The following is an 18,877-nucleotide window of genomic DNA, read 5'->3' as shown; positions in this document are numbered from 1 at the left end:
TTTCCGATCCTCTCTGAAACCACAAGCGTTTGGCGCAGTTTGTGCTTTGACTTAGAGGTCAACAAATCACGACGCACACTAGCGTCACAGGGAGCCGGCATGCTGGAAAAGCTGTTTCAACTCAAAGCCCACAACACCAATGTGCGCACCGAGATTCTCGCGGGGATCACCACCTTCCTGGCCATGGCCTACATCCTGTTCGTGAACCCGAGCATCCTCGGCGAGACCGGCATGGACAAGGGCGCGGTGTTTGTCGCCACCTGCCTGGCGGCGGCCATCGGTTCGACCGTGATGGGCCTGATCGCCAACTACCCGATTGCCCTGGCACCGGGCATGGGCCTCAACGCCTTCTTCACCTACACCGTGGTCCTGCACATGGGCCACACCTGGCAGGTGGCGCTGGGCGCGGTATTCATTTCGGCGGTGCTGTTTTTCTTGCTGTCGATCTTCCGCATTCGTGAGTGGATCATCAACGCCATCCCCCTGCCGCTGCGCTCGGCGATTGCCGCCGGCATCGGCCTGTTCCTGGCGCTGATCGCCCTGCATAACGCCGGTATCGTGGTGAGCAACCCGGCCACCATGGTGGGCCTGGGCGACCTGAAACAACCGGCGCCGATCCTGGCGACCCTGGGTTTCGTGCTGATCGTCGCGCTGGAAGCCCTGGCCGTACGCGGCGCGGTGCTGATCGGCATCCTGGCGGTGACCGTCGCCTCCATCGTCCTGGGCTTCACGCCGTTCATCGGTGTGACCTCAGTACCGCCGTCCTTGGCGCCGACCTTCCTGCAGTTGGATATCAAGGGCGCGCTGGACATCGGCCTGGTCAGCGTGATCTTCGCCTTCCTGTTCGTTGACCTGTTCGACAACTCCGGCACCCTGATCGGCGTCGCCAAGCGCGCCGGCCTGATGGGCAAGGACGGCCATATGCCGAAAATGGGCCGTGCACTGATCGCCGACAGTACCGCTGCCATGGCCGGTTCCCTGCTGGGTACCTCGACCACCACCAGCTACATCGAATCGGCCGCAGGCGTGAGCGCCGGTGGCCGTACCGGCTTGACCGCCATCGTGGTCGCGATCCTGTTTTTGCTGGCGCTGTTCTTCTCGCCATTGGCCGCCAGCGTACCGGCCTATGCCACCGCGCCAGCCTTGCTGTTTGTGGCGGTGCTGATGAGCCAAGGCCTGGCCGAAATCGACTGGGACGACATTACGGTGGCAGCGCCGGTGGTGATCACCGCCCTGGCGATGCCCTTCACTTACTCCATCGCCAACGGCATCGCCTTCGGTTTCATCGCCTGGACCGCCATCAAGCTGCTTTCGGGCCGCTACCGTGAGCTGAACCCGGCACTGGTGATCCTGTCGATCCTGTTTGTGATCAAGCTGGGTTGGTTCAACGCATGACTTTCGACGCCGCAAGCTACACCGCTCAACTGCAAGACAAGGTCACGCGCCTGCGTGACCTGCTGGCACCGTTCGACGCGCCCGAGCCGCAGGTCTTCGACTCGCCGCTGCAGCACTTCCGCCTGCGCGCGGAGTTCCGCCTGTGGCGCGAAGGCGGCGAGCGCCACTACGCGATGTTCTCCCAGGAGGACAAGCGCACGCCGATCCTCATCGAAGAGTTCCCCATCGCCAGCCAGCGCATCAACCAGTTGATGCCGCAACTCAAGGCCGCCTGGCAAGCCAGCGCCGCCCTGAGCCACAAGCTGTTCCAGGTGGAGTTCCTCACCACCCTGGCCGGCGACGCGATGATCACCCTGTGTTATCACCGCCCGCTGGACGAACATTGGCACACCGCCGCGAACACATTGGCCGCTGAGCTGAATGTGAGCATCATCGGCCGTTCCAAGGGCAAGCGCGATGTGATCGGCCACGACTACGTGGTGGAGAAACTCGACGTCGGTGGGCGCACCTTCAGCTACCGCCAACCCGAAGGCGCGTTCACCCAGCCCAACGGCACGGTGAACCAGAAGATGCTCAACTGGGCCTACGAAGCGCTGGGCGATCGCCCGGACGATTTGCTGGAGCTGTATTGCGGCAACGGCAACTTCACCCTGCCGCTGGCGACCCGCGTGCGCAAGGTGCTGGCCACCGAGATCAGCAAGACCTCGGTGAATGCGGCCCTGAGCAACCTGGATGAAAATGGCGTGGATAACGTCACCCTGGTGCGCCTCTCCGCCGAAGAACTCACCCAAGCCCTGAATGACGTGCGCCCGTTCCGCCGCCTGCACGGCATCGACCTGAAAAGCTACGAATTCGGTAGCGTCTTCGTCGACCCGCCCCGCGCTGGCATGGACCCGGACACCTGCGAGCTGACCCGGCGCTTCGACAACATCCTGTACATCTCCTGCAACCCGGAGACGCTGGCGGCGAACATCGCGCAACTGCACGACACGCACCGGATCACCCAGTGTGCAATGTTTGACCAGTTCCCGTGGACGCACCATATGGAATCGGGTGTGTTGCTGACCCGCCGATAAATCTGCGGGTTGTAGGAACGAGCTTGCTCGCTCCTACAGTTCCCCTGTTGGTTATTCAAGTGTCTGTTGTCTCTGGGGGCTGCGGTACTTCCTTGCGTGGCCGGCCCCCCTTCTTGCCATTGGCCCGGGCCGCTGCGGTCTTGGCCGCGCTGCTTTTGCGACCATTGCGCGATGCCACCAGGCTGGTTGCCAGGTCCATCAGCGGCTGGCTTGTAGCGATCAACCCTGTGATCGAAACATCCAGGTCCTGCGCTTCACAGCTAATCGCCTTGCCTCCGAAAGTCACTTCCAACTGCTGGAAATCCTTCTCTGAAAACCCTTCGAACTCCGGCAGGCCAGCCACCGGCAACACCACGCGGCTGCCATCGCTGAAGCCAATGGAGAGGCAATCGTTTTCATAACGTACGTTACTGGCGTTGGCGTACAGGCGTTTCAACCTGCGTCCTCGGGCGATTGCCTTGTCAACGTCGGCTTCAGTGAGAGGTACATAAGGTGTGACTTTGGCTTTTATGATCTTTTTCATAAATCGATCTCCACAAAACCTGGGGCTCTGACCAGATTCAAAATTGTTTTCTGCCCTACGACATCGTGTCGGGCACGTGCAATCACGTAAACACCACGCTGAATGACCAATCCAGGAATGAGTTCATCCGTTTCCCAATTCCAGGAATGATTCTCCAGGCAAACCGTCTGCAGTTTTTCCCACCAGATCCTGCGTGCCCGCGCCAAGTAGTGCCGCTGCATGATCGTCGCGCGTATTTCCTTCAGTACCGCCATGGGTGGCCGTCTGCGTTCAGGCTCTACATCCCACAACTCAACTTCCCCATCCAGGAAACTGAAACGAAACCGCGCATCCCATCCCTTGCCCCTGACATGCACATGGGGCGGGCAATGCTCATCCCTGATAAACACCGAAATGACATAGCCTTTGTAAGCACCTACTCTCATCGTAACCCATCCGTTAGGTTATTTTCCGTCAGGTAACAATTTCCCTCTGCCGCCCGACAACCGGCTCCTATTCCCGAAGCTGTTTCACAGATTAGTAAGCACAAAAAACCCGCGAATGCCGGGTTGTAACCAGGGATGCCAACGACTGGAACGACCCGGTCAATGCTCGAAAGTCCGCCTCGTTCAGCAACCTCGCGCAATACTTCAACCGAATGCCCATCAGCCGGTAATCCAGCAATTGCACTGATTAAACGTTCGATCACCGAACAGATCCGCAGCCATCCATTGACCAAATTAACCAACCAGTACATTTTGACTCCACAACCAATAAGAACTGTGGAGAAGCCTCTATGCCGCCCATCGTGCTGGTGCTCAACGGCCCCAATCTCAACCTGCTCGGCACCCGCGAGCCTGCCACTTATGGCCATGAAACCCTGGCCGACATTGCCACCCTGTGTGGTCGCAGCGCCGACAAGCTCGGGCTGAAGATCGAGTTTCGCCAGACCAACCACGAGGGCGAATTGCTTGACTGGATCCACGGCGCCCGCAACCGCTGCGCGGGTATTGTGATCAACCCGGCGGCCTGGACTCACACTTCGGTCGCGATCCGCGATGCCCTGGTGGCCAGTGAAGTGCCAGTGATCGAAGTGCATTTATCCAACGTGCATGCCCGTGAAGCCTTTCGTCATCACTCGTTTGTGTCACCGATCGCCCAGGCCGTGCTGGCCGGGTTTGGCAGCCATGGCTACCACCTGGCCCTGGAACATTTCAGCCTGACGCTGAAGGGACGCACGTGATGAAACCACGCATTCTTGCCGGCCTGATCGGCGCCGGCATCCAGGCCTCACGCACACCGGCACTGCATGAGCAGGAAGGCGACGCCCAAAGCTTGCGCTACCTGTATCGCCTGATCGACCTGGAGCCGCTGCACCTGGACCTCAAAGCCCTGCCGGAATTACTACGGGCCGCTGAGTTGATGCACTTCACCGGGCTGAACATTACCTACCCGTGCAAGCAGGCGATCCTGCCTTTGCTCGATGAACTTTCCGATGAGGCCAGGGGTATTGGTGCGGTCAACACCGTGGTGTTCAAGGGCGGCAAACGCATCGGTCATAACACCGACTGCCTGGGGTTCGCCGAAGGCTTTCGGCGCAACTTGCACAACGTGCCGCGCCAACGCGTGGTGCAGATGGGCGCCGGTGGTGCGGGCGCGGCAGTGGCCCATGCACTGTTGGCAGAAGGCGTGGAGTACTTGAGCATCTTCGATGTCGACCGCACTCGCGCCCAGAACCTTGTGGATAACCTTGCCCAGCAGTTCGGCGTCGGTCGCGCTCAGGTCGGCAGCCACCTGGAAAGCGCCATGGCCGAGGCCGATGGCCTGGTGAACACCACGCCGATGGGCATGGCCAAGCTGCCCGGCACGCCTGTGCCTGCGGCGTTGTTGCGGGCTGAATTGTGGGTGGCGGAAATTGTGTACTTCCCGCTGGAAACCCAACTGCTGCGCGACGCGCGCGCCTTGGGTTGCCGTACCCTGGATGGCGGCAATATGGCGGTGTTTCAGGCGGTGAAGGCATTTGAGTTGTTCAGCGGCGAAGTGGCGGATGCAGACAGAATGCTGGCGCACTTCCAGAGCATGAATGTCTAGGGATGCAACCCCATCATGATCGTTCCCACGCTCTGCGTGGAAACGCCTCCCGTGACGCTCCGCGTCACGACTTTGACAGCAGACGCAGAGCGTCCATGTCGGCATTCCCACGCAGAGCGTGGGAACGATCAGTTCTCAGGCTTGCAGGTAGCGCAGCACCGACTCGCAAATCATTTCCCGATGGCGCTGCTTGATCGCCTCATCCGACAGTTCGATCTGGAAAATCTCGCTGAAGGTGTGCCGGTTGGACACCCGGTAGAAACTGAACGAGTTGATCAGCAAGTGCACATCCAGCGGCTCCAGCCCTTCGCGAAACAGCCCCAACTCAGCCCCGCGGCGCAGGGTCTCCCCCAACCCTTCCAGGATTTTGCTGTTCATCGCCTTGATGGTCTCGGTGCGTTTGACGTACTCGGCGTTGTGGATGTTTTCGATGCTGACGATGCGCACGAAATCCACGTTCTGGTCGTGGTGATCAAAGGTGAATTCCACCAGCCGGCGAATCGCCTCACGCGGCTCCAGGGCGGTGAGGTTCATGCGCGTTTCGGTGTTGCGGATATCACCGTAGAGCTTCTCCAGCACCTCGACGTATAGCTGCTCCTTGCTGCCGAAGTAGTAATAGATCATGCGCTTGGAGGTGTGAATGCGCTCGGCGATGGCGTCTACGCGAGCGCCGGCCAGGCCCTGTTGAACAAACTCGACAATGGCTTCCTGGAGAATATTCTCCCGGGTCTTTTCCGGATTGTTCTTGCGACTCTTGCGCGGTGCGTCAGCTACCGCGGGGAGATCGGGACTCGAGGTCATGGTGCGCTCACGGCCATTGTTGTGCAGGCGCTGATTATGGGCCGCGGCGCTCCCCGAAGGAAGCACCTGCCTTGCGGTTATAGCCGAGCCTGGCGTACCGCCCCACTGCGCGACTTGGCCATCGCCGCCAGACGCACCGCCACGTTGGCAGCGCCGTAGCCGGCATAGCCATTCTTGCGCTGGATGATCTCGAAGAAAAACCGCCCCTCGAACGCCTCGGTGTACACATGAAACAACTCACCGCCCTGGGCGTCGCGGTCGTACAGCACGTTGTAATACGCCAACTCACTGAGGAACTCATCGTCAAAATCAAAGCGCGCCGCCAGGTCGTCGTAATAGTTGAGCGGGATATCCAGCAACGGCACACCGGCCTCTTTGGCCCGGCGTACCTCGGCGAAAATATCCGCGCAATCGAAGGCAATGTGGTGCACGCCCGAACCGCGATAGCTGGAGAGCGCGTGGGAAATCGCGGTGTTGCGGTTTTCGGAGATGTTCAGCGGCAGACGGATCGAGCTGCAACGGCTGCGCAACGCACGGCTTTTCACCAGGCCGTAAGGGTCGGGCAGCACCACTTCATCGTCGGCTTCAAAATCCAGCAGGCTCTTATAAAACAATACCCAACTGTCGAGGCTGTCGGCCGGCAAGGCCATGGCCATGTGGTCGATGCGCAACAAGCCGCCGCTAGCGGGTGCGGCCGTTTGCAGGTTGAAATCGGTGTCGTACAGCCCGCCTTCGCTGGGGTCGACCAGGTAAATCAGGCTGCCATCCGGTGCACGCACGGCGGCCAATTCCAGCTCGTTGGGGCCGACCAGGCCGCGATAAGGCTGGCCCTTGTAGGCCACCGCCCGCTCCAGGGCCTTGGCACTGTCCTTGACCCGAATTGCCGTGGCGCACAGCGACGGGCCGTGGGCCTCGAAAAAGTTGTGGGCGAAGGAATAGGGTTCGCAGTTGAGGATCAGATTGATATCGCCCTGGCGCAACAGGCTCACATTCTTCGAGCGATGCTGGCCGGCCTTGGCAAACCCCAGGCGTTCCAGCCAATTGCTCAGTTTGGCGCCAAGGCTTTCATCCACGGCAAATTCGAGGAATTCGATCCCGTCGTACTCGCTGGCCGCCGGGGTTTCAAACAGGATGTCCACTGGCGCAGCGGGTGCCTCTTGCGCCAGGCGCTGGCGGGTTTTTTCCTCGAGGTACAGCAACGAGCGCAAGCCATCTGCCGCATTCGCACGAGTGGGCGCGGCGCGGAAGCCATCGTTGAAAATTTCCAGGGACAACGGCCCGGTGTAGCCACTTTGGATGATCGGCGCGAGAAAGCCCGCCAGGTCAAATTCGCCCTGGCCGGGAAAGCAACGGAAATGCCGGCTCCACTCCAGCACATCCATGGCCAGGATCGGCGCGTCGGCCATTTGCACGAAGAAAATCTTGTCGCCCGGAATCTGGGCGATGCCACTCGGGTCGCCCTTGAGCGACAAGGTGTGGAAGCTGTCGAGCAACACGCCCAGGCTTGGGTGATCGACCTGGCGCACCAGGTTCCATACCTGCTGCCAGGTGTTCACATGCTTGCCCCAGGCCAACGCTTCATAGCCGATGCGCAGGCCGCGCTTGGCCGCGTGTTCGGCCAGCAGGCTCAGGTCATCGAGCAGAATGCGTTCGTCACCCACGCTGTCGGCCGAGGCGTTACTGCACACCAGCACCAGGTCGGTGCCTAGCTCTTGCATCAGATCGAATTTGCGTTCGGCGCGCTCCAGGTTGCGCGCCAGGCGATCACGGCGGCAGCCTTCGAAGTCGCGAAACGGCTGGAACAGGGTGATGGCGATGCCGAGGTCGGCACACATCTGCCTAACTTCCCGAGGGCTGCCGTCGTAATACAACAAGTCGTTCTCAAAGATCTCCACCCCATCAAACCCGGCGGCGGCGATGGCTTCGAGTTTTTCCGGCAGGGTGCCGCTCAAGGACACAGTGGCGATAGAACGTTGCATGGAAGACTCCCGGCAATTGTTGTTTGTGGCAAATTATTCGCCCCCAGCCTACAGGCAGCAATTAAAATGTACGAACCGGTTAGTTTTTGGTGCGATTATCGAACACTAAGCCCCTTTGGCGAATTGACGACTTTTTAACCACTGCGCACCATCGACCGGGTAATTCGCTCACGTAACAAAGACCCAGAACACACCATAAGAATTTCAAAAAACGGGTACAAACCTCATGCCTCTGCAAAATTCAGCCCTGGCCGCGCGCCCGGGCAACCCGCACGCCGGCATCGGCGACAAGATCCGCGGTGCCCTGGCCGTGGGTAAAACGCGCTGGGGCATGCTGGCCCTGGTGTTCTTTGCCACCACCTTGAACTACATCGACCGCGCCGCCCTGGGCGTGATGCAACCGATCCTCGCCAAGGAAATGAGCTGGACGGCGATGGACTACGCCAACATCAACTTCTGGTTCCAGGTCGGCTACGCCATCGGCTTTGTGCTGCAAGGCCGCCTGATTGACCGGGTCGGCGTCAAGCGCGTGTTCTTCTGCGCCGTGCTGCTGTGGAGCCTGGCCACCGGCGCCCATGGCCTGGCCACCTCGGCGGTCGGCTTTATGGTCTGCCGGTTTGTCCTCGGGCTGACCGAAGCCGCCAACTACCCGGCCTGCGTCAAGACCACACGCTTGTGGTTCCCGGCGGGTGAACGTGCAGTGGCCACCGGCATCTTCAACGCCGGCACCAACGTCGGCGCGATGATGACGCCCATGCTGCTGCCGTTGATCCTGCACGTGTGGGGCTGGCAGGCAGCGTTCCTGTGCATGTCGGCACTGGGCGGTATCTGGCTGGTGCTCTGGGGCTTGAAGTATTACAACCCGGAAGACCACCCCACGGTTAAACAATCCGAATTGGACTACGTGCAACAGGAAGTCGAACCCGAACAACCCCGCGTGCCGTTCAGCCGCATCCTGCGCATGCGTGGCACTTGGGCCTTCGCCCTCGCCTACTCGCTGACCGCGCCGGTGTTCTGGTTCTACCTGTATTGGCTGCCGCCGTTCTTGAATCAGCAATACAACCTGGGCATCAACGTGACCCAGATGGGCATTCCGCTGATCATCATTTACCTCACCGCCGACTTTGGCAGCGTCGGGGGCGGGATCCTGTCGTCATTCCTGATTGGCCGTGGGATGAACTCGATCAAGGCGCGGCTGTTGTCGATGCTGCTGTTCGCCTGCTGCATCGTCGGCGTCATCATGGCGGCCGGCTCCAGCCAGCTGTGGGTCGCGGTGTTTGCCATCTCCCTGGCCATCGGCGCGCACCAGGCCTGGACCGCCAACATCTGGAGCCTGGTGATGGACTACACGCCCAAGCACATGATGAGCACGGTGTTCGGTTTCGGCGGCATGTGCGCGGCCATCGGCGGCATGTTCATGACCCAGATCGTCGGCCATATCCTCACGGTGACCAACAACAACTACACGGTGTTGTTCACCCTGATCCCGGCGATGTACTTCATCGCACTGGTGTGGATGTACTTCATGGCGCCGCGCAAGATCCCTACCGTAGACGTTTGATCTACCTGCGCCGCTGCTGCCAGGCAGCGGCTAACCCGCTCATGCAGATCACCCCGATACCCACCACCGTGGTCATATCGGGGGTATGGCTGAACACCAGCCAGCCCAACAACCCCGCAAACACGATCTGGCAATAGCCAAACGGCGCCAGCAAGGCCGGCGCCGCGAAGCGGAACGCCTGGGTGAGCATCAGGTGCGCGGTCATCCCGCAGGTGCCCAGCGCCAGCATCATCACCGCGTGCCACAGCGTCGGCACTTGCCAGAAGAACGGCACCATTGCACTCATCACCAAGGTGTTGCACAGGCCGGCGAAGAAGTTGCTGGTGGTCGGGCTGTCGTATTGGCTGAGGATGCGCGTGAGCAACTGGTAGAAGCAGAAGAACAGCGCCGAACACAGCGGCAGCAACACCGCCGGGGTAAACAGCTCGCCGCCGGGGTGGATAATGATCACCACGCCGATAAACCCGCAGATCACCGCTAGCCACTGGCCACGAGTCACGTGCTCACCGAGCAACGGCACCGACAGCGCCGTCACCAGGATCGGCGCCAGGAAGTTCACCGCAGTGGCTTCGGCCAGCGGGATGTAATGCAGCGCCGTGGTGAAGAACAGGCTGGTGCCCAACAGGCATAACGCGCGCACCACCTGCATGCCCGGCCGCTTGCTGCGCAACACGCGCAGGCCCGATTGCGGCAGGAAGATCCCGGCCATCAGCAAGGTGTGGACCATGTACCGCGCCCACACCACCATCACGATCGGGTAAAACCCGGCCAGGTATTTGGACAAGGCGTCGTGGCTGGAGAACAGGAACGTCGCCAGCACAATCAGCAGGATGCCTTTGAACGGATGGTTGACGCCGGAGAGCGGGGTACTGACAGTCATTGAATTCTCTTGTGTGGCGAGCGGGACGCTGAGCGCTGAACCAAGTCGCGCTCAACCCGGTAATCTAGCAGCCGGGCCGGAGTCTGCCCCAAGAGCATAACCAAACACTGGGCGAACAGCGCACTAAATCGATGGATCCGAGTCCAACGCTGCACGCTCGCCCCGGCGTTGCACACTATTTAACCAAGGCCTTGCCGCTATGAAAAAAATCCTCTTTGCCCTGTCTGCCCTCGCCCTGCTCGCCGCCTGCGATAAAACCCCGAAAGAAGCCCCCAAGCCCGCGCCGGCTTCCGTGCAAGCGACCCTGGTGCCCGAGACTCCGCCGACCGATAAATGGGTAGGCAAGTGGGTCGGTGTCGAAGGCTTGCACCTGACCATCGCCAAGGACGACAGCATTGGCCGTGGCCACTACCTGCTGACCATGCAATACGGCCTCGACGCCGATGACGCCGGCACCTTCAAAGGTGAGGCCACCGAAGACGGCATCGCCTTCATCCGCCCCGACGGCCCGCAGTTGTTGCGCGCTGGCGACGGCGCCGCCACCGGCTTGAAATGGCTGGCAGATAAAAAAGACTGCCTGATCGTCGCCACTGGCGAAGGCTATTGCCGTTAATACCGACCATAATCAATCACGGTTTGCACACAGAGGATTGCTCCCATGCTATGGAAAAAAGGCCGACGCAGCGACAACGTGGTGGATGCCCGTAACGACAGTGGTGGCGGCGGTGGCGGTATGCGCTTCGGCGGCGGCAAGGGCCTGAGCCTCACGGCCATCGTGCTGATCGTCGGCATTGGCTGGCTGACCGGCCAGGACCCGATGCAGATTCTTGGCCAATTGACCGGCCAGATGGAACAGGCGCCATCGGTCAGTACCCAGCCGCGTCAAGCGCCGCCAGCCAACGATGAGCAAGCCGACTTTGTGCGCGCTGTGCTGGGCGATACCGAAGACACCTGGGGCCAAGTGTTCCAGGAAAATGGGCTGGCCTATAAGAACCCGAAACTGATCCTGTTCCGTGGCCGGGTGAACTCAGCCTGTGGTGGCGCCACCTCGGCCAGCGGCCCGTTCTACTGCCCGGCTGACCAGCAGGTGTACTTGGACCTGGATTTCTTCCGGGAAATGTCGCAACGCTTCCAGGCCGCCGGTGATTTCGCCCAGGCCTACGTGATCGCCCACGAAATCGGGCACCACGTACAAACGTTGCTGGGCATCTCGTCCAAGATCCAGGCGGCGCGCCAACAGGGCCGGCAGATGGAAGGCGACGGTGGCCTGCTGGTTCGCCAGGAGCTGCAAGCCGACTGCTTTGCCGGCGTGTGGGCCAACCATGCGCAAAAACGTCTGAACTGGCTGGAACCCGGCGATATCGAAGAAGCCCTGAACGCAGCCAATGCCATCGGCGATGACCGCTTGCAGCAACAAGGCCAGGGGCGCGTGGTACCAGACTCGTTCACCCACGGCACCTCGGCCCAGCGCGTGCGCTGGTTCAAGACCGGCTTCGCCCAGGGCCAGATCACTCAATGCGATACCTTCGCGGCCAAGAGTCTCTAAATGATCAAACGATGGGGGTTACTGCTGGGTGTGCTCGTGTCCTGTTGCACCTTCGCAGCCGAACACGGCGTCAAGGTGGTCAGCCCCGATCGCTTTCATCTGGAGGCCGGCGACCTCAGCCTGGGCCTGAGCCAGGATTGGCGCGAACCACTGCCCAAGGTCACACGCGCATTGATCATCGTGCATGGCCGCCTGCGCAATGCACAAACCTACCTGCAAAGCGGCATCGACGCCGCCGAGCATGCCGGGGTGGGCGGTACTACGCTGGTGATCGCGCCGCAGTTTCTCAATCAAGCCGACGTGAAGCGCAATCACCTGGGCCACGAGGTAGTGCGTTGGACGGGTAACGACTGGATGGCCGGCGAAGCGTCCACCGGCCCAGGGCAGATCAGCTCTTATGGCGCTCTGGACCAGATCATCAAGCACTTGGGCAACCACAAACTGTTCCCGGCGCTGAAAGAAATCGTGGTCGCCGGGCATTCCGGTGGCGGCCAAGTGGTGCAGCGCTTCGCCCTCACCGGCCACGACCACCCGTTGCTGAACTCCGAGGGCATCCGCCTGCGGTATGTGGTGGCTAACCCGTCGTCCTATGCGTACTTCAGCCCGCAGCGCCCGGTGACGTTCGACATCGCCAATTGCCCAGGCTTCAACGACTGGAAGTACGGCATGCAAAACCTGCCGGATTACGTGGGGGGCCGAGGTGCCCAGCAACTGGAACAAGACTACGTCTCACGCGACATCACTTACCTGTTGGGCCAGCAGGACACCGACCCCAACCACCCGGCATTGGATAAAAGCTGCGAAGCCGAAACCCAGGGTGCGTATCGGCTGATGCGTGGCCACAACTATTTTGACTACCTCAAGCAGCGGCATCCGCAGTTAGGCCACCGGCTGGTAGAAGTGCCAGGGGTGGGGCATGACGGGGATAAGATGTTTACCTCGCCAGAGGGAGAAAAGGTACTGTTCGCCCAGTAGCACCTGAAGGAACCCCATCAAAATGTGGGAGCTGGCTTGCCTGCGATAGCGGTGGGTCAGCTGACACTTTATCAACTGACAGTCCGTCATCGCAGGCAAGCCAGCTCCCACATTTGCTCTCTGTCGCCCGGCTTAGATCATTCGGCGCAGCGCCGCACAATCCTCGGCATGCCAATCCGCCAATTCCGGCCAAGGGTTCTCCGGCAAGTTCACCAACACCGTCTTGGTGCCCGCTGCCCGACCACAATCCAGGTCAAAGCGGTAATCCCCGACCATCACCATGTCGCGGGGTGCTACGTCCCAAGCCGCCGCCAGTTTCAGCAACCCACCGGGATCCGGCTTGTGCGGCGCATCATCGCGCCCCAGCACATCCTCAATCGCAAAGCAGTCCGCCAGGCCTATCGCCTCCAGGGTGATATGGGCCAGCTCCCGCGCATTGCGGGTCAGGATCCCCAGGCGGTAACCGCGCCCGGCCAATTCCTGTACCAGCTCCACCGCGCCCTGCGCCGCCACCGAACCCAGGGCCAGCTCGCGCTCGTGCTCCAGCAACCAGGCGTGCTTGGCCGCTGCAACCGGCGCCGGCAAAGCCGCCAGGTGCGTGAGGATGTCGTCTTCGAGTGGAATGTCCAGCGCCACACGGATCGCGGCAAAATCATGCACCGCCACCGTGAGGGTGCCGTCCATGTCGAACACCCAGTGCCTAACGTCGCCGAGGCTCATGCCCAATCCTTGCGATGGCGGATCAAACCTTCCTGGGTCACCGACGCCACCAGTTGCCCGGCGCGGTTGTACACGCTGCCCCGGGAGAACCCCCTGGAGTTGCCAGCCCACGGGCTGTCCATGGCGTACAACAACCAGTCATCGGCACGCAGGTCGGCGTGGAACCACAGCGCGTGATCGAGGCTGGCGACCTGCATGTCTTTCTGCCACACGGTCTTGCCATGGGGCAGCAGCGAGGTGGTCAGCAGGCCAAAGTCCGAGGCATAGGCCAACAGGTATTTATGCAACGCCGGTGTGTCCGCCAAGGCACCGTCGGCACGAAACCACACGTACTTGACCGGGTCGGACGGCTGCGGGTTGAACGGGTCTTTTTCGGTGACCGGGCGCACTTCGATGGGCTTGGGGCACAGCAGCTTGTCGCGCATGTGCTCGGGGATCAGGTGCGCACGTTGCTGGGTCAGCTCCAGTTCCGACGGCAGGTTTTCCGGGCCCACTACCACCGGCATGGTGGTCTGGTGCTCGAAGCCTTGTTCGTCGTACTGGAACGAGGTCGTGCAGGTGAAGATCGGATTGCCCTTTTGAATCGCGGTGACACGACGCGTGCTGAAACTGCCACCATCGCGCACGCGGTCCACCGAATACACCACCGGCAACGCGGCATCGCCAGGGCGCAGGAAATAACCGTGCAGGGAATGTACATGCCGCGCTTCTTCTACGGTCTGGCTGGCCGCCGACAGCGACTGGCCGAGCACTTGGCCGCCGAACAGCTGGCGAAAGCCCAGGTCCTGGCTGCGGCCGCGAAAGAGGTTCTCCTCGATCGGCTCCAGGGTCAGCAAGTCCACCAGATCTTCCAATACTTGGCTCATAGAGCAACTCCTACAATCAATAGGGCATTCCGGGCTGCTTATCCGTGCAGCGTGTCCAACCATTGGGCGCGGGTGATGCGGTACAAAACATGCGGTCGCAGCGGGTCACCGGCTGCGACTTTCGGGTGTTCAAAATCTGCCTGCGGATCGTAATGCATACCGATGGCCTGCATGACTTTTTGTGAGGGCAGGTTGCTCTCGGTGGTGAAGGCCAGGATTTCGTCCAGTTGCAAGCGGTCAAAACCACAGCGCAACGCTGTCCAGGCGGCCTCACTGGCATAACCCAGGCCCCAATGTTCGCGGGCCAGGCGCCAGCCGATTTCCACCGCTGGGGTAAAGCCGGCTTCAAAGCTGACATTCGCAAGCCCGGTCAGGCCGATAAATTCGCCCGTGTCCTTGCGCTGCAAGGCCCAAAAACCAAAGCCATATTCAGCAAAATGCCCGCGAATCCGGCCGATAAGCGCGGCGCTTTCCAAGTGGCTCAATTGAGCCGGAAAGTAGCGCATCACCTGCGGGTCGGCGCACATGCGCGCAAAGTCCGGCAGGTCGCTGTCGCGCCATTGGCGCAGCACCAAGCGTGCACTTTCCAATTCCAGTATCGGCTCCATGGGTCCCCCCTGCCTTGCCATGTGCGTGAGTGTACAGCGCTGTTAAGATTCGTCGCAGGTTCCCGTCAGAAAATCCCATGTCCTTGCCATTGATCTACCACGAAGACTACAGCCCTGAGTTCCCGGCGGACCACCGGTTCCCCATGGACAAGTTTCGCCTGTTGCGTGACCACCTGGTGGACAGCGGCCTGACCGAAGACAGCCAATTGCTGCGCCCGCCGCTGTGCCCGGCAGACATTTTGGCCCTGGCCCATGAACCTGGGTATATCGAACGCTACATGAGCGGCGAACTGTCCCGCGAAGACCAACGCCGCCTCGGCCTGCCGTGGAGCGAAGCCCTGGCCCGGCGCACGGTGCGCGCGGTGGGCGGCTCGATCCTGGCCGCCGAACAAGCCCTCGAACATGGCCTGGCCTGCCACTTGGCCGGTGGCACCCACCATGCCCATTACGATTATCCGGCGGGTTTCTGCATTTTTAATGACCTAGCGGTGATCAGCCATTACCTGTTGGCCAGCGGCCGGGTCAATCGCGTGCTGATCTTCGATTGCGACGTGCACCAGGGCGACGGCACCGCACGCATCCTGCACGACACGCCGGACGCCATCACCGTGTCGCTGCACTGCGAAAAGAACTTCCCGGCACGCAAGGCCCAGAGCGACTGGGACATCCCGCTGCCCATGGGCATGGGCGATGCCGACTACCTCAAGGTGGTGGATGACGCGCTCAACTACCTGCTGCCGCTCTACCAGCCGGACCTGGTGCTGTACGACGCCGGCGTGGATGTGCACAAGGACGACGCCCTTGGTTACCTCAAGCTGACAGATGCAGGCGTCGCCGCCCGTGATGAAAGCGTGATGCGCCACTGCCTGGGCCGCGACATACCGGTGATGGGCGTGATCGGCGGCGGTTACAGCAAGGACCGCCCCGCCCTCGCCCGCCGCCACGGCATCCTGCACCACAGCGCGCAGCGGGTGTGGACGTCATCAGGCTGTCATTGAGCTGTGGGCGTTACCCACAATGCCTGTGGAACGGCCTGTGGATAACTTGAGCGTAAGCGGCTGCAAGCGAGTAGCCGCATGGCCTGTAGGAAAGTGTACGTTTTTTGATCAGGCAGCGCCGTCATGGTCGGGTAGAATGCTCGGCCTATTCACATCACCGTAGCCCTGCCCATGCCTCAGACTTCTGCCCACCACGTCTCCATTATCGGCGGCGGCCCCGCCGGGCTGATGGCCGCCGAAGTCTTGAGCCAGGCGGGCGTGCGCGTGGACCTGTACGACGGCATGCCTTCAGTGGGGCGCAAGTTCCTGCTGGCCGGCGTGGGCGGCATGAACATCACCCACTCCGAGGCGTACCCGGCGTTCCTGTCGCGCTACGCTGAACGCGCGCCGCACATGGCGCCGTTGCTGCGCAGCTTTGGTGCCGAGGCGTTGTGCGAATGGATCCATGGCCTGGGTATCCAGACCTTCGTCGGCACCTCTGGCCGCGTATTTCCTACCGATATGAAAGCTGCACCGCTGCTGCGCGCCTGGCTCAAGCGTCTGCGGGAGCAAGGTGTGGTTATCCACACCCGGCATCGTTGGACGGGTTGGAATGCCGAGGGCGATTTACTTATCCACAGCCCGGACGGCGAAAAAGTTGTCCACAGCGACGCTGTGCTGCTGGCCCTGGGCGGCGGCAGCTGGTCGCGATTGGGCTCCGACGGTGCATGGCTCAACCTGTTTGAAGGCAAAGGCCTGCCCTATGTGCGACTGCAACCGAGCAACTGCGGGTTTGAAGTGTCGGCATGGAGCGCGTTGATGGTCAGCAAATTCGCGGGCGCACCGTTGAAAAACGTCGCCATTGGCCTGGGGGATGACAAGCCTCGGTTGGGCGAATGCGTGATCACTGCCACCGGCATTGAAGGCAGTTTGATTTACGCCTTGTCGGCGCCGATTCGCAAAGCGATCAACCGCGACGGAGCGGTCACGGTACATATCGATTTGCTGCCCAGCAAGCCGCTGGACAAGGTGCAGGCCGCATTGGCCAAGCCCCGTGGCTCGCGGTCGATGAGCAAGCACTTGCACAGTCAGTTGGGGTTGGATGGGGTGAAAGCGGCGTTGTTACGCGAGTTGACGCCCGCTGAACACTTCACCGATCCGGCGCAATTGGCGGTGGATATCAAAGCGTTGCCGCTGACATTGGTGAAAACACGGCCGATGGATGAGGCGATCAGCACGGCCGGTGGTGTGCCGTTTGAAGCGCTGGATGAGCGGTTGATGCTCAAGCCGTTGCCTGGGGTATTTTGTGCGGGGGAAATGCTGGACTGGGAGGCGCCCACTGGTGGGTATTTGCTGACGGGGTGTTTTGCCAGTGGTAGAGCGGCTGGGCGGGGGATTTTGGAATGGCTCCACCGCTGATCGTTCCCACGCTCTGCGTGGGGATGCCGCCAGGGACGCTCTGCGTCCCGCTTTAGGTTCGTGACGCAGAGCGTCACAGGATGCGTTCCCACGCGGAGCGTGGGAACGATCAATCACTTCTTCTTACGCGGCCCAGTGTTAAAAACCGGCACCTTGCGCACCGGCTTGATCGAAGGCTCGGCCGGCGCCACTTCCCCACTGTCCACCCACTTGCCCAGGTTGCGCTTGCCGCCACCGCCGGACGTTTTAGGCTTCTTCGGCTTTTTCGGCTTCTTGACCACCTGCCCGCTGGCATCGGTGTCCGGCACGCGGTGCTCCGGCTCGAAATCCGGTTCCATCTTGCGGGTGAGGGTCTGACGGGTCAGCATTTCGATCGCCGAGAGCATGTTCACCTCATCGGCACACACCAGGGAAATCGCCTCACCGGTGTTGCCCGCACGCCCGGTACGGCCGATACGGTGGATGTAGTCCTCGGCCACGATCGGCAGGTCGAAGTTGACCACCAGCGGCAGGTCTTCGATATCCAGGCCACGGGCCGCCACATCGGTGGCCACCAGGATTTGCACTTCGCTGGCCTTGAAGCGGTCCAGTGCGCGTTGGCGGGTGGCTTGGGGTTTGTCGCCATGGATGCCGTCGGCGTTGATGCCCAGGCCCTGCAACTTGTCCACCAGGGCGTCTACGCCGTTGCGGGTCTTGGCGAACACCAGCACTTGCTTCCAACGGCCTTTGCGCATCAGGTGCACAAACAGCTCCGGCTTGCGCTTCTTGTCCACCGGCACCACCCACTGCTTGACGGTGTTGGCGGCAACGTTGCGTGGGCTGACTTCGATGCTCAGCGGGTCGTTGAGCATTTGCCCGGCGAGCAGGCGGATGTCATCGGAGAAGGTCGCGGAGAACAGCAGGGTCTGGCGCTTTTTCGGCAGCATGCGATAAATGTTGGCAAGCTCTTCGGAGAAGCCCAGGTCGAGCATACGGTCGGCTTCATCCAGCACCAGGGTTTGCAGCTGGTTGAGCTTCAGCGCGTTCTGGCGGAACAGGTCGATCAGGCGGCCAGGGGTGGCGACCAAAATATCCACACCCTTGCGCAGCTTCATCATCTGCGGGTTGATACTCACGCCGCCGTACACCGCGTAAGTGGTCAGCGGCAGGTGCTGGGCGTACTCGGCAACGCTGGCGTGAACCTGCTCAGCCAGCTCGCGAGTGGGGCACAGGATCAGCGCACGCGCCGAGTTGGCGGCGACTTTCGGCCCTTCCATGGTCAGCAGTTGCAGCAGCGGCAAAGCGAAACCTGCGGTCTTGCCGGTGCCGGTCTGGGCCGCGGCCATCAGGTCGCGACCGGCCAGCACGGCCGGAATGGCTTGCGCCTGCACCGGCGTCGGGGTCTGGTAGCCAAGCGTCTCAAGGGCGCGCAGCAAGGGTTCGATCAGGCCAAGGGTGGCGAAAGTCATGTAGTTACCGTAGGAAAAATTCAGCGCAAGGGC

Annotated in this window: 20 protein-coding genes; 10 read left to right on the top strand and 10 right to left on the bottom strand. The window is 61.3% G+C overall.

The features are described 5' to 3' along the window. Nucleotides 1-99 precede the first annotated feature (99 nt). Both BOP96_RS06365 and trmA read left to right on the top strand, forming a co-directional pair. Nucleotides 100-1,395, top strand: coding sequence for an NCS2 family permease (locus BOP96_RS06365; RefSeq protein ID WP_003194342.1), 1,296 nt, complete (start codon nt 100-102; stop codon nt 1,393-1,395). Then, nucleotides 1,392-2,471, top strand: a complete 1,080-nt coding sequence (gene trmA / locus BOP96_RS06360) for a tRNA (uridine(54)-C5)-methyltransferase TrmA (RefSeq protein ID WP_032904164.1) — start codon at nt 1,392-1,394, stop codon at nt 2,469-2,471. The genes BOP96_RS06365 and trmA overlap by 4 nt, the downstream gene beginning before the upstream one ends. A gap of 55 nt (nt 2,472-2,526) precedes the next feature. Here the strand turns inward: trmA and BOP96_RS06355 are convergent, their stop codons facing one another. The 3 genes from BOP96_RS06355 to BOP96_RS29455 are packed head-to-tail and all read right to left on the bottom strand — an operon-like array spanning nt 2,527 to nt 3,730. Next, the gene (locus tag BOP96_RS06355) at nt 2,527-2,994 is read right to left on the bottom strand and encodes a DUF2442 domain-containing protein (protein WP_060767998.1); all 468 of its coding nucleotides are present in this window, start codon (nt 2,992-2,994) and stop codon (nt 2,527-2,529) included. Then, nucleotides 2,991-3,419 carry a DUF4160 domain-containing protein gene (locus tag BOP96_RS06350; protein WP_038451588.1) on the bottom strand — a complete coding sequence of 143 codons (429 nt, stop codon included), beginning with the start codon at nt 3,417-3,419 and terminating at the stop codon, nt 2,991-2,993. The genes BOP96_RS06355 and BOP96_RS06350 overlap by 4 nt, the downstream gene beginning before the upstream one ends. Continuing rightward, nucleotides 3,416-3,730: a hypothetical protein gene (locus BOP96_RS29455; protein WP_138726207.1), complete on the bottom strand. Its 315-nt coding sequence runs from the start codon at nt 3,728-3,730 to the stop codon at nt 3,416-3,418. Before BOP96_RS29455 ends, BOP96_RS06350 begins: the two co-directional genes overlap by 4 nt. Nucleotides 3,731-3,769: 39 nt before the next feature. On the opposite strand from BOP96_RS29455, the gene aroQ reads away from it, so the two are divergent. Both aroQ and BOP96_RS06340 read left to right on the top strand, forming a co-directional pair. Further along, complete coding sequence (gene aroQ / locus BOP96_RS06345; RefSeq protein WP_014720034.1) at nt 3,770-4,216, top strand: type II 3-dehydroquinate dehydratase; 447 nt, start codon at nt 3,770-3,772, stop codon at nt 4,214-4,216. Beyond that, the gene (locus BOP96_RS06340; protein WP_073452109.1) at nt 4,216-5,064 is read left to right on the top strand and encodes a shikimate dehydrogenase; all 849 of its coding nucleotides are present in this window, start codon (nt 4,216-4,218) and stop codon (nt 5,062-5,064) included. The genes aroQ and BOP96_RS06340 overlap by 1 nt, the downstream gene beginning before the upstream one ends. Before the next feature lie 135 nt (nt 5,065-5,199). Here BOP96_RS06340 and BOP96_RS06335 read toward each other — a convergent pair whose 3' ends face one another. Together BOP96_RS06335 and quiC are read right to left on the bottom strand one after the other, a co-directional pair. Further along, nucleotides 5,200-5,865 (bottom strand): TetR/AcrR family transcriptional regulator, encoded by a 666-nt coding sequence (locus BOP96_RS06335; protein WP_014720036.1) that lies wholly within the window; start codon nt 5,863-5,865, stop codon nt 5,200-5,202. A gap of 77 nt (nt 5,866-5,942) precedes the next feature. Then, on the bottom strand, nt 5,943-7,844 hold the full coding sequence (gene quiC, locus BOP96_RS06330) for a 3-dehydroshikimate dehydratase QuiC (protein WP_072435500.1): 1,902 nt from the start codon (nt 7,842-7,844) through the stop codon (nt 5,943-5,945). Nucleotides 7,845-8,070: 226 nt separating this feature from the next. On the opposite strand from quiC, the gene BOP96_RS06325 reads away from it, so the two are divergent. Further along, nucleotides 8,071-9,405, top strand: coding sequence for an MFS transporter (locus BOP96_RS06325; protein ID WP_014720038.1), 1,335 nt, complete (start codon nt 8,071-8,073; stop codon nt 9,403-9,405). 1 nt (nt 9,406) lies between these two features. Here the strand turns inward: BOP96_RS06325 and BOP96_RS06320 are convergent, their stop codons facing one another. After that, on the bottom strand, nt 9,407-10,285 hold the full coding sequence (locus BOP96_RS06320; protein WP_003194370.1) for a DMT family transporter: 879 nt from the start codon (nt 10,283-10,285) through the stop codon (nt 9,407-9,409). A 199-nt stretch (nt 10,286-10,484) separates the two neighbouring features. Between BOP96_RS06320 and BOP96_RS06315 the strand changes: the two genes are divergently transcribed. The 3 genes from BOP96_RS06315 to BOP96_RS06305 are packed head-to-tail and all read left to right on the top strand — an operon-like array spanning nt 10,485 to nt 12,806. Beyond that, nucleotides 10,485-10,898, top strand: a complete 414-nt coding sequence (locus BOP96_RS06315) for a lipoprotein (protein WP_014720039.1) — start codon at nt 10,485-10,487, stop codon at nt 10,896-10,898. Between the two features lie 45 nt (nt 10,899-10,943). Then, entirely contained in the window at nt 10,944-11,831 is an 888-nt protein-coding gene (gene ypfJ, locus BOP96_RS06310; RefSeq protein ID WP_014720040.1) for a KPN_02809 family neutral zinc metallopeptidase, read from the top strand. Further along, nucleotides 11,832-12,806: a hypothetical protein gene (locus BOP96_RS06305; protein ID WP_058410083.1), complete on the top strand. Its 975-nt coding sequence runs from the start codon at nt 11,832-11,834 to the stop codon at nt 12,804-12,806. It abuts the gene before it with no gap. Between the two features lie 132 nt (nt 12,807-12,938). Here BOP96_RS06305 and BOP96_RS06300 read toward each other — a convergent pair whose 3' ends face one another. From BOP96_RS06300 to BOP96_RS06290, 3 genes are read right to left on the bottom strand one after another with little or no spacing between them, the layout of a single operon-like run. Next, nucleotides 12,939-13,526: an HAD family hydrolase gene (locus BOP96_RS06300; RefSeq protein WP_073452107.1), complete on the bottom strand. Its 588-nt coding sequence runs from the start codon at nt 13,524-13,526 to the stop codon at nt 12,939-12,941. Beyond that, complete coding sequence (gene tesB, locus BOP96_RS06295) at nt 13,523-14,392, bottom strand: acyl-CoA thioesterase II (RefSeq protein WP_014720043.1); 870 nt, start codon at nt 14,390-14,392, stop codon at nt 13,523-13,525. The genes BOP96_RS06300 and tesB overlap by 4 nt, the downstream gene beginning before the upstream one ends. A gap of 38 nt (nt 14,393-14,430) precedes the next feature. Then, the gene (locus BOP96_RS06290) at nt 14,431-15,000 is read right to left on the bottom strand and encodes a GNAT family N-acetyltransferase (protein WP_014720044.1); all 570 of its coding nucleotides are present in this window, start codon (nt 14,998-15,000) and stop codon (nt 14,431-14,433) included. Nucleotides 15,001-15,077: 77 nt separating this feature from the next. On the opposite strand from BOP96_RS06290, the gene BOP96_RS06285 reads away from it, so the two are divergent. After that, a complete protein-coding gene (locus BOP96_RS06285; protein ID WP_020301740.1) occupies nt 15,078-15,998 on the top strand; it encodes a histone deacetylase family protein in 921 nt (306 codons plus the stop codon). Between the two features lie 171 nt (nt 15,999-16,169). After that, nucleotides 16,170-17,396 carry a TIGR03862 family flavoprotein gene (locus BOP96_RS06280; RefSeq protein ID WP_073452105.1) on the top strand — a complete coding sequence of 409 codons (1,227 nt, stop codon included), beginning with the start codon at nt 16,170-16,172 and terminating at the stop codon, nt 17,394-17,396. A gap of 113 nt (nt 17,397-17,509) precedes the next feature. On the opposite strand, the gene BOP96_RS06275 is transcribed toward BOP96_RS06280, so the two are convergent. Further along, complete coding sequence (locus BOP96_RS06275) at nt 17,510-18,844, bottom strand: DEAD/DEAH box helicase (protein ID WP_073452103.1); 1,335 nt, start codon at nt 18,842-18,844, stop codon at nt 17,510-17,512. Nucleotides 18,845-18,877 lie beyond the last annotated feature (33 nt).

Source organism: Pseudomonas sp. FSL W5-0203, assembly GCF_001896155.1.
GTDB lineage: Bacteria > Pseudomonadota > Gammaproteobacteria > Pseudomonadales > Pseudomonadaceae > Aquipseudomonas > Aquipseudomonas paracarnis.
Note: the sequence above shows the minus strand (reverse complement) of the source record. Positions and strands in the feature narration are given on the sequence as shown.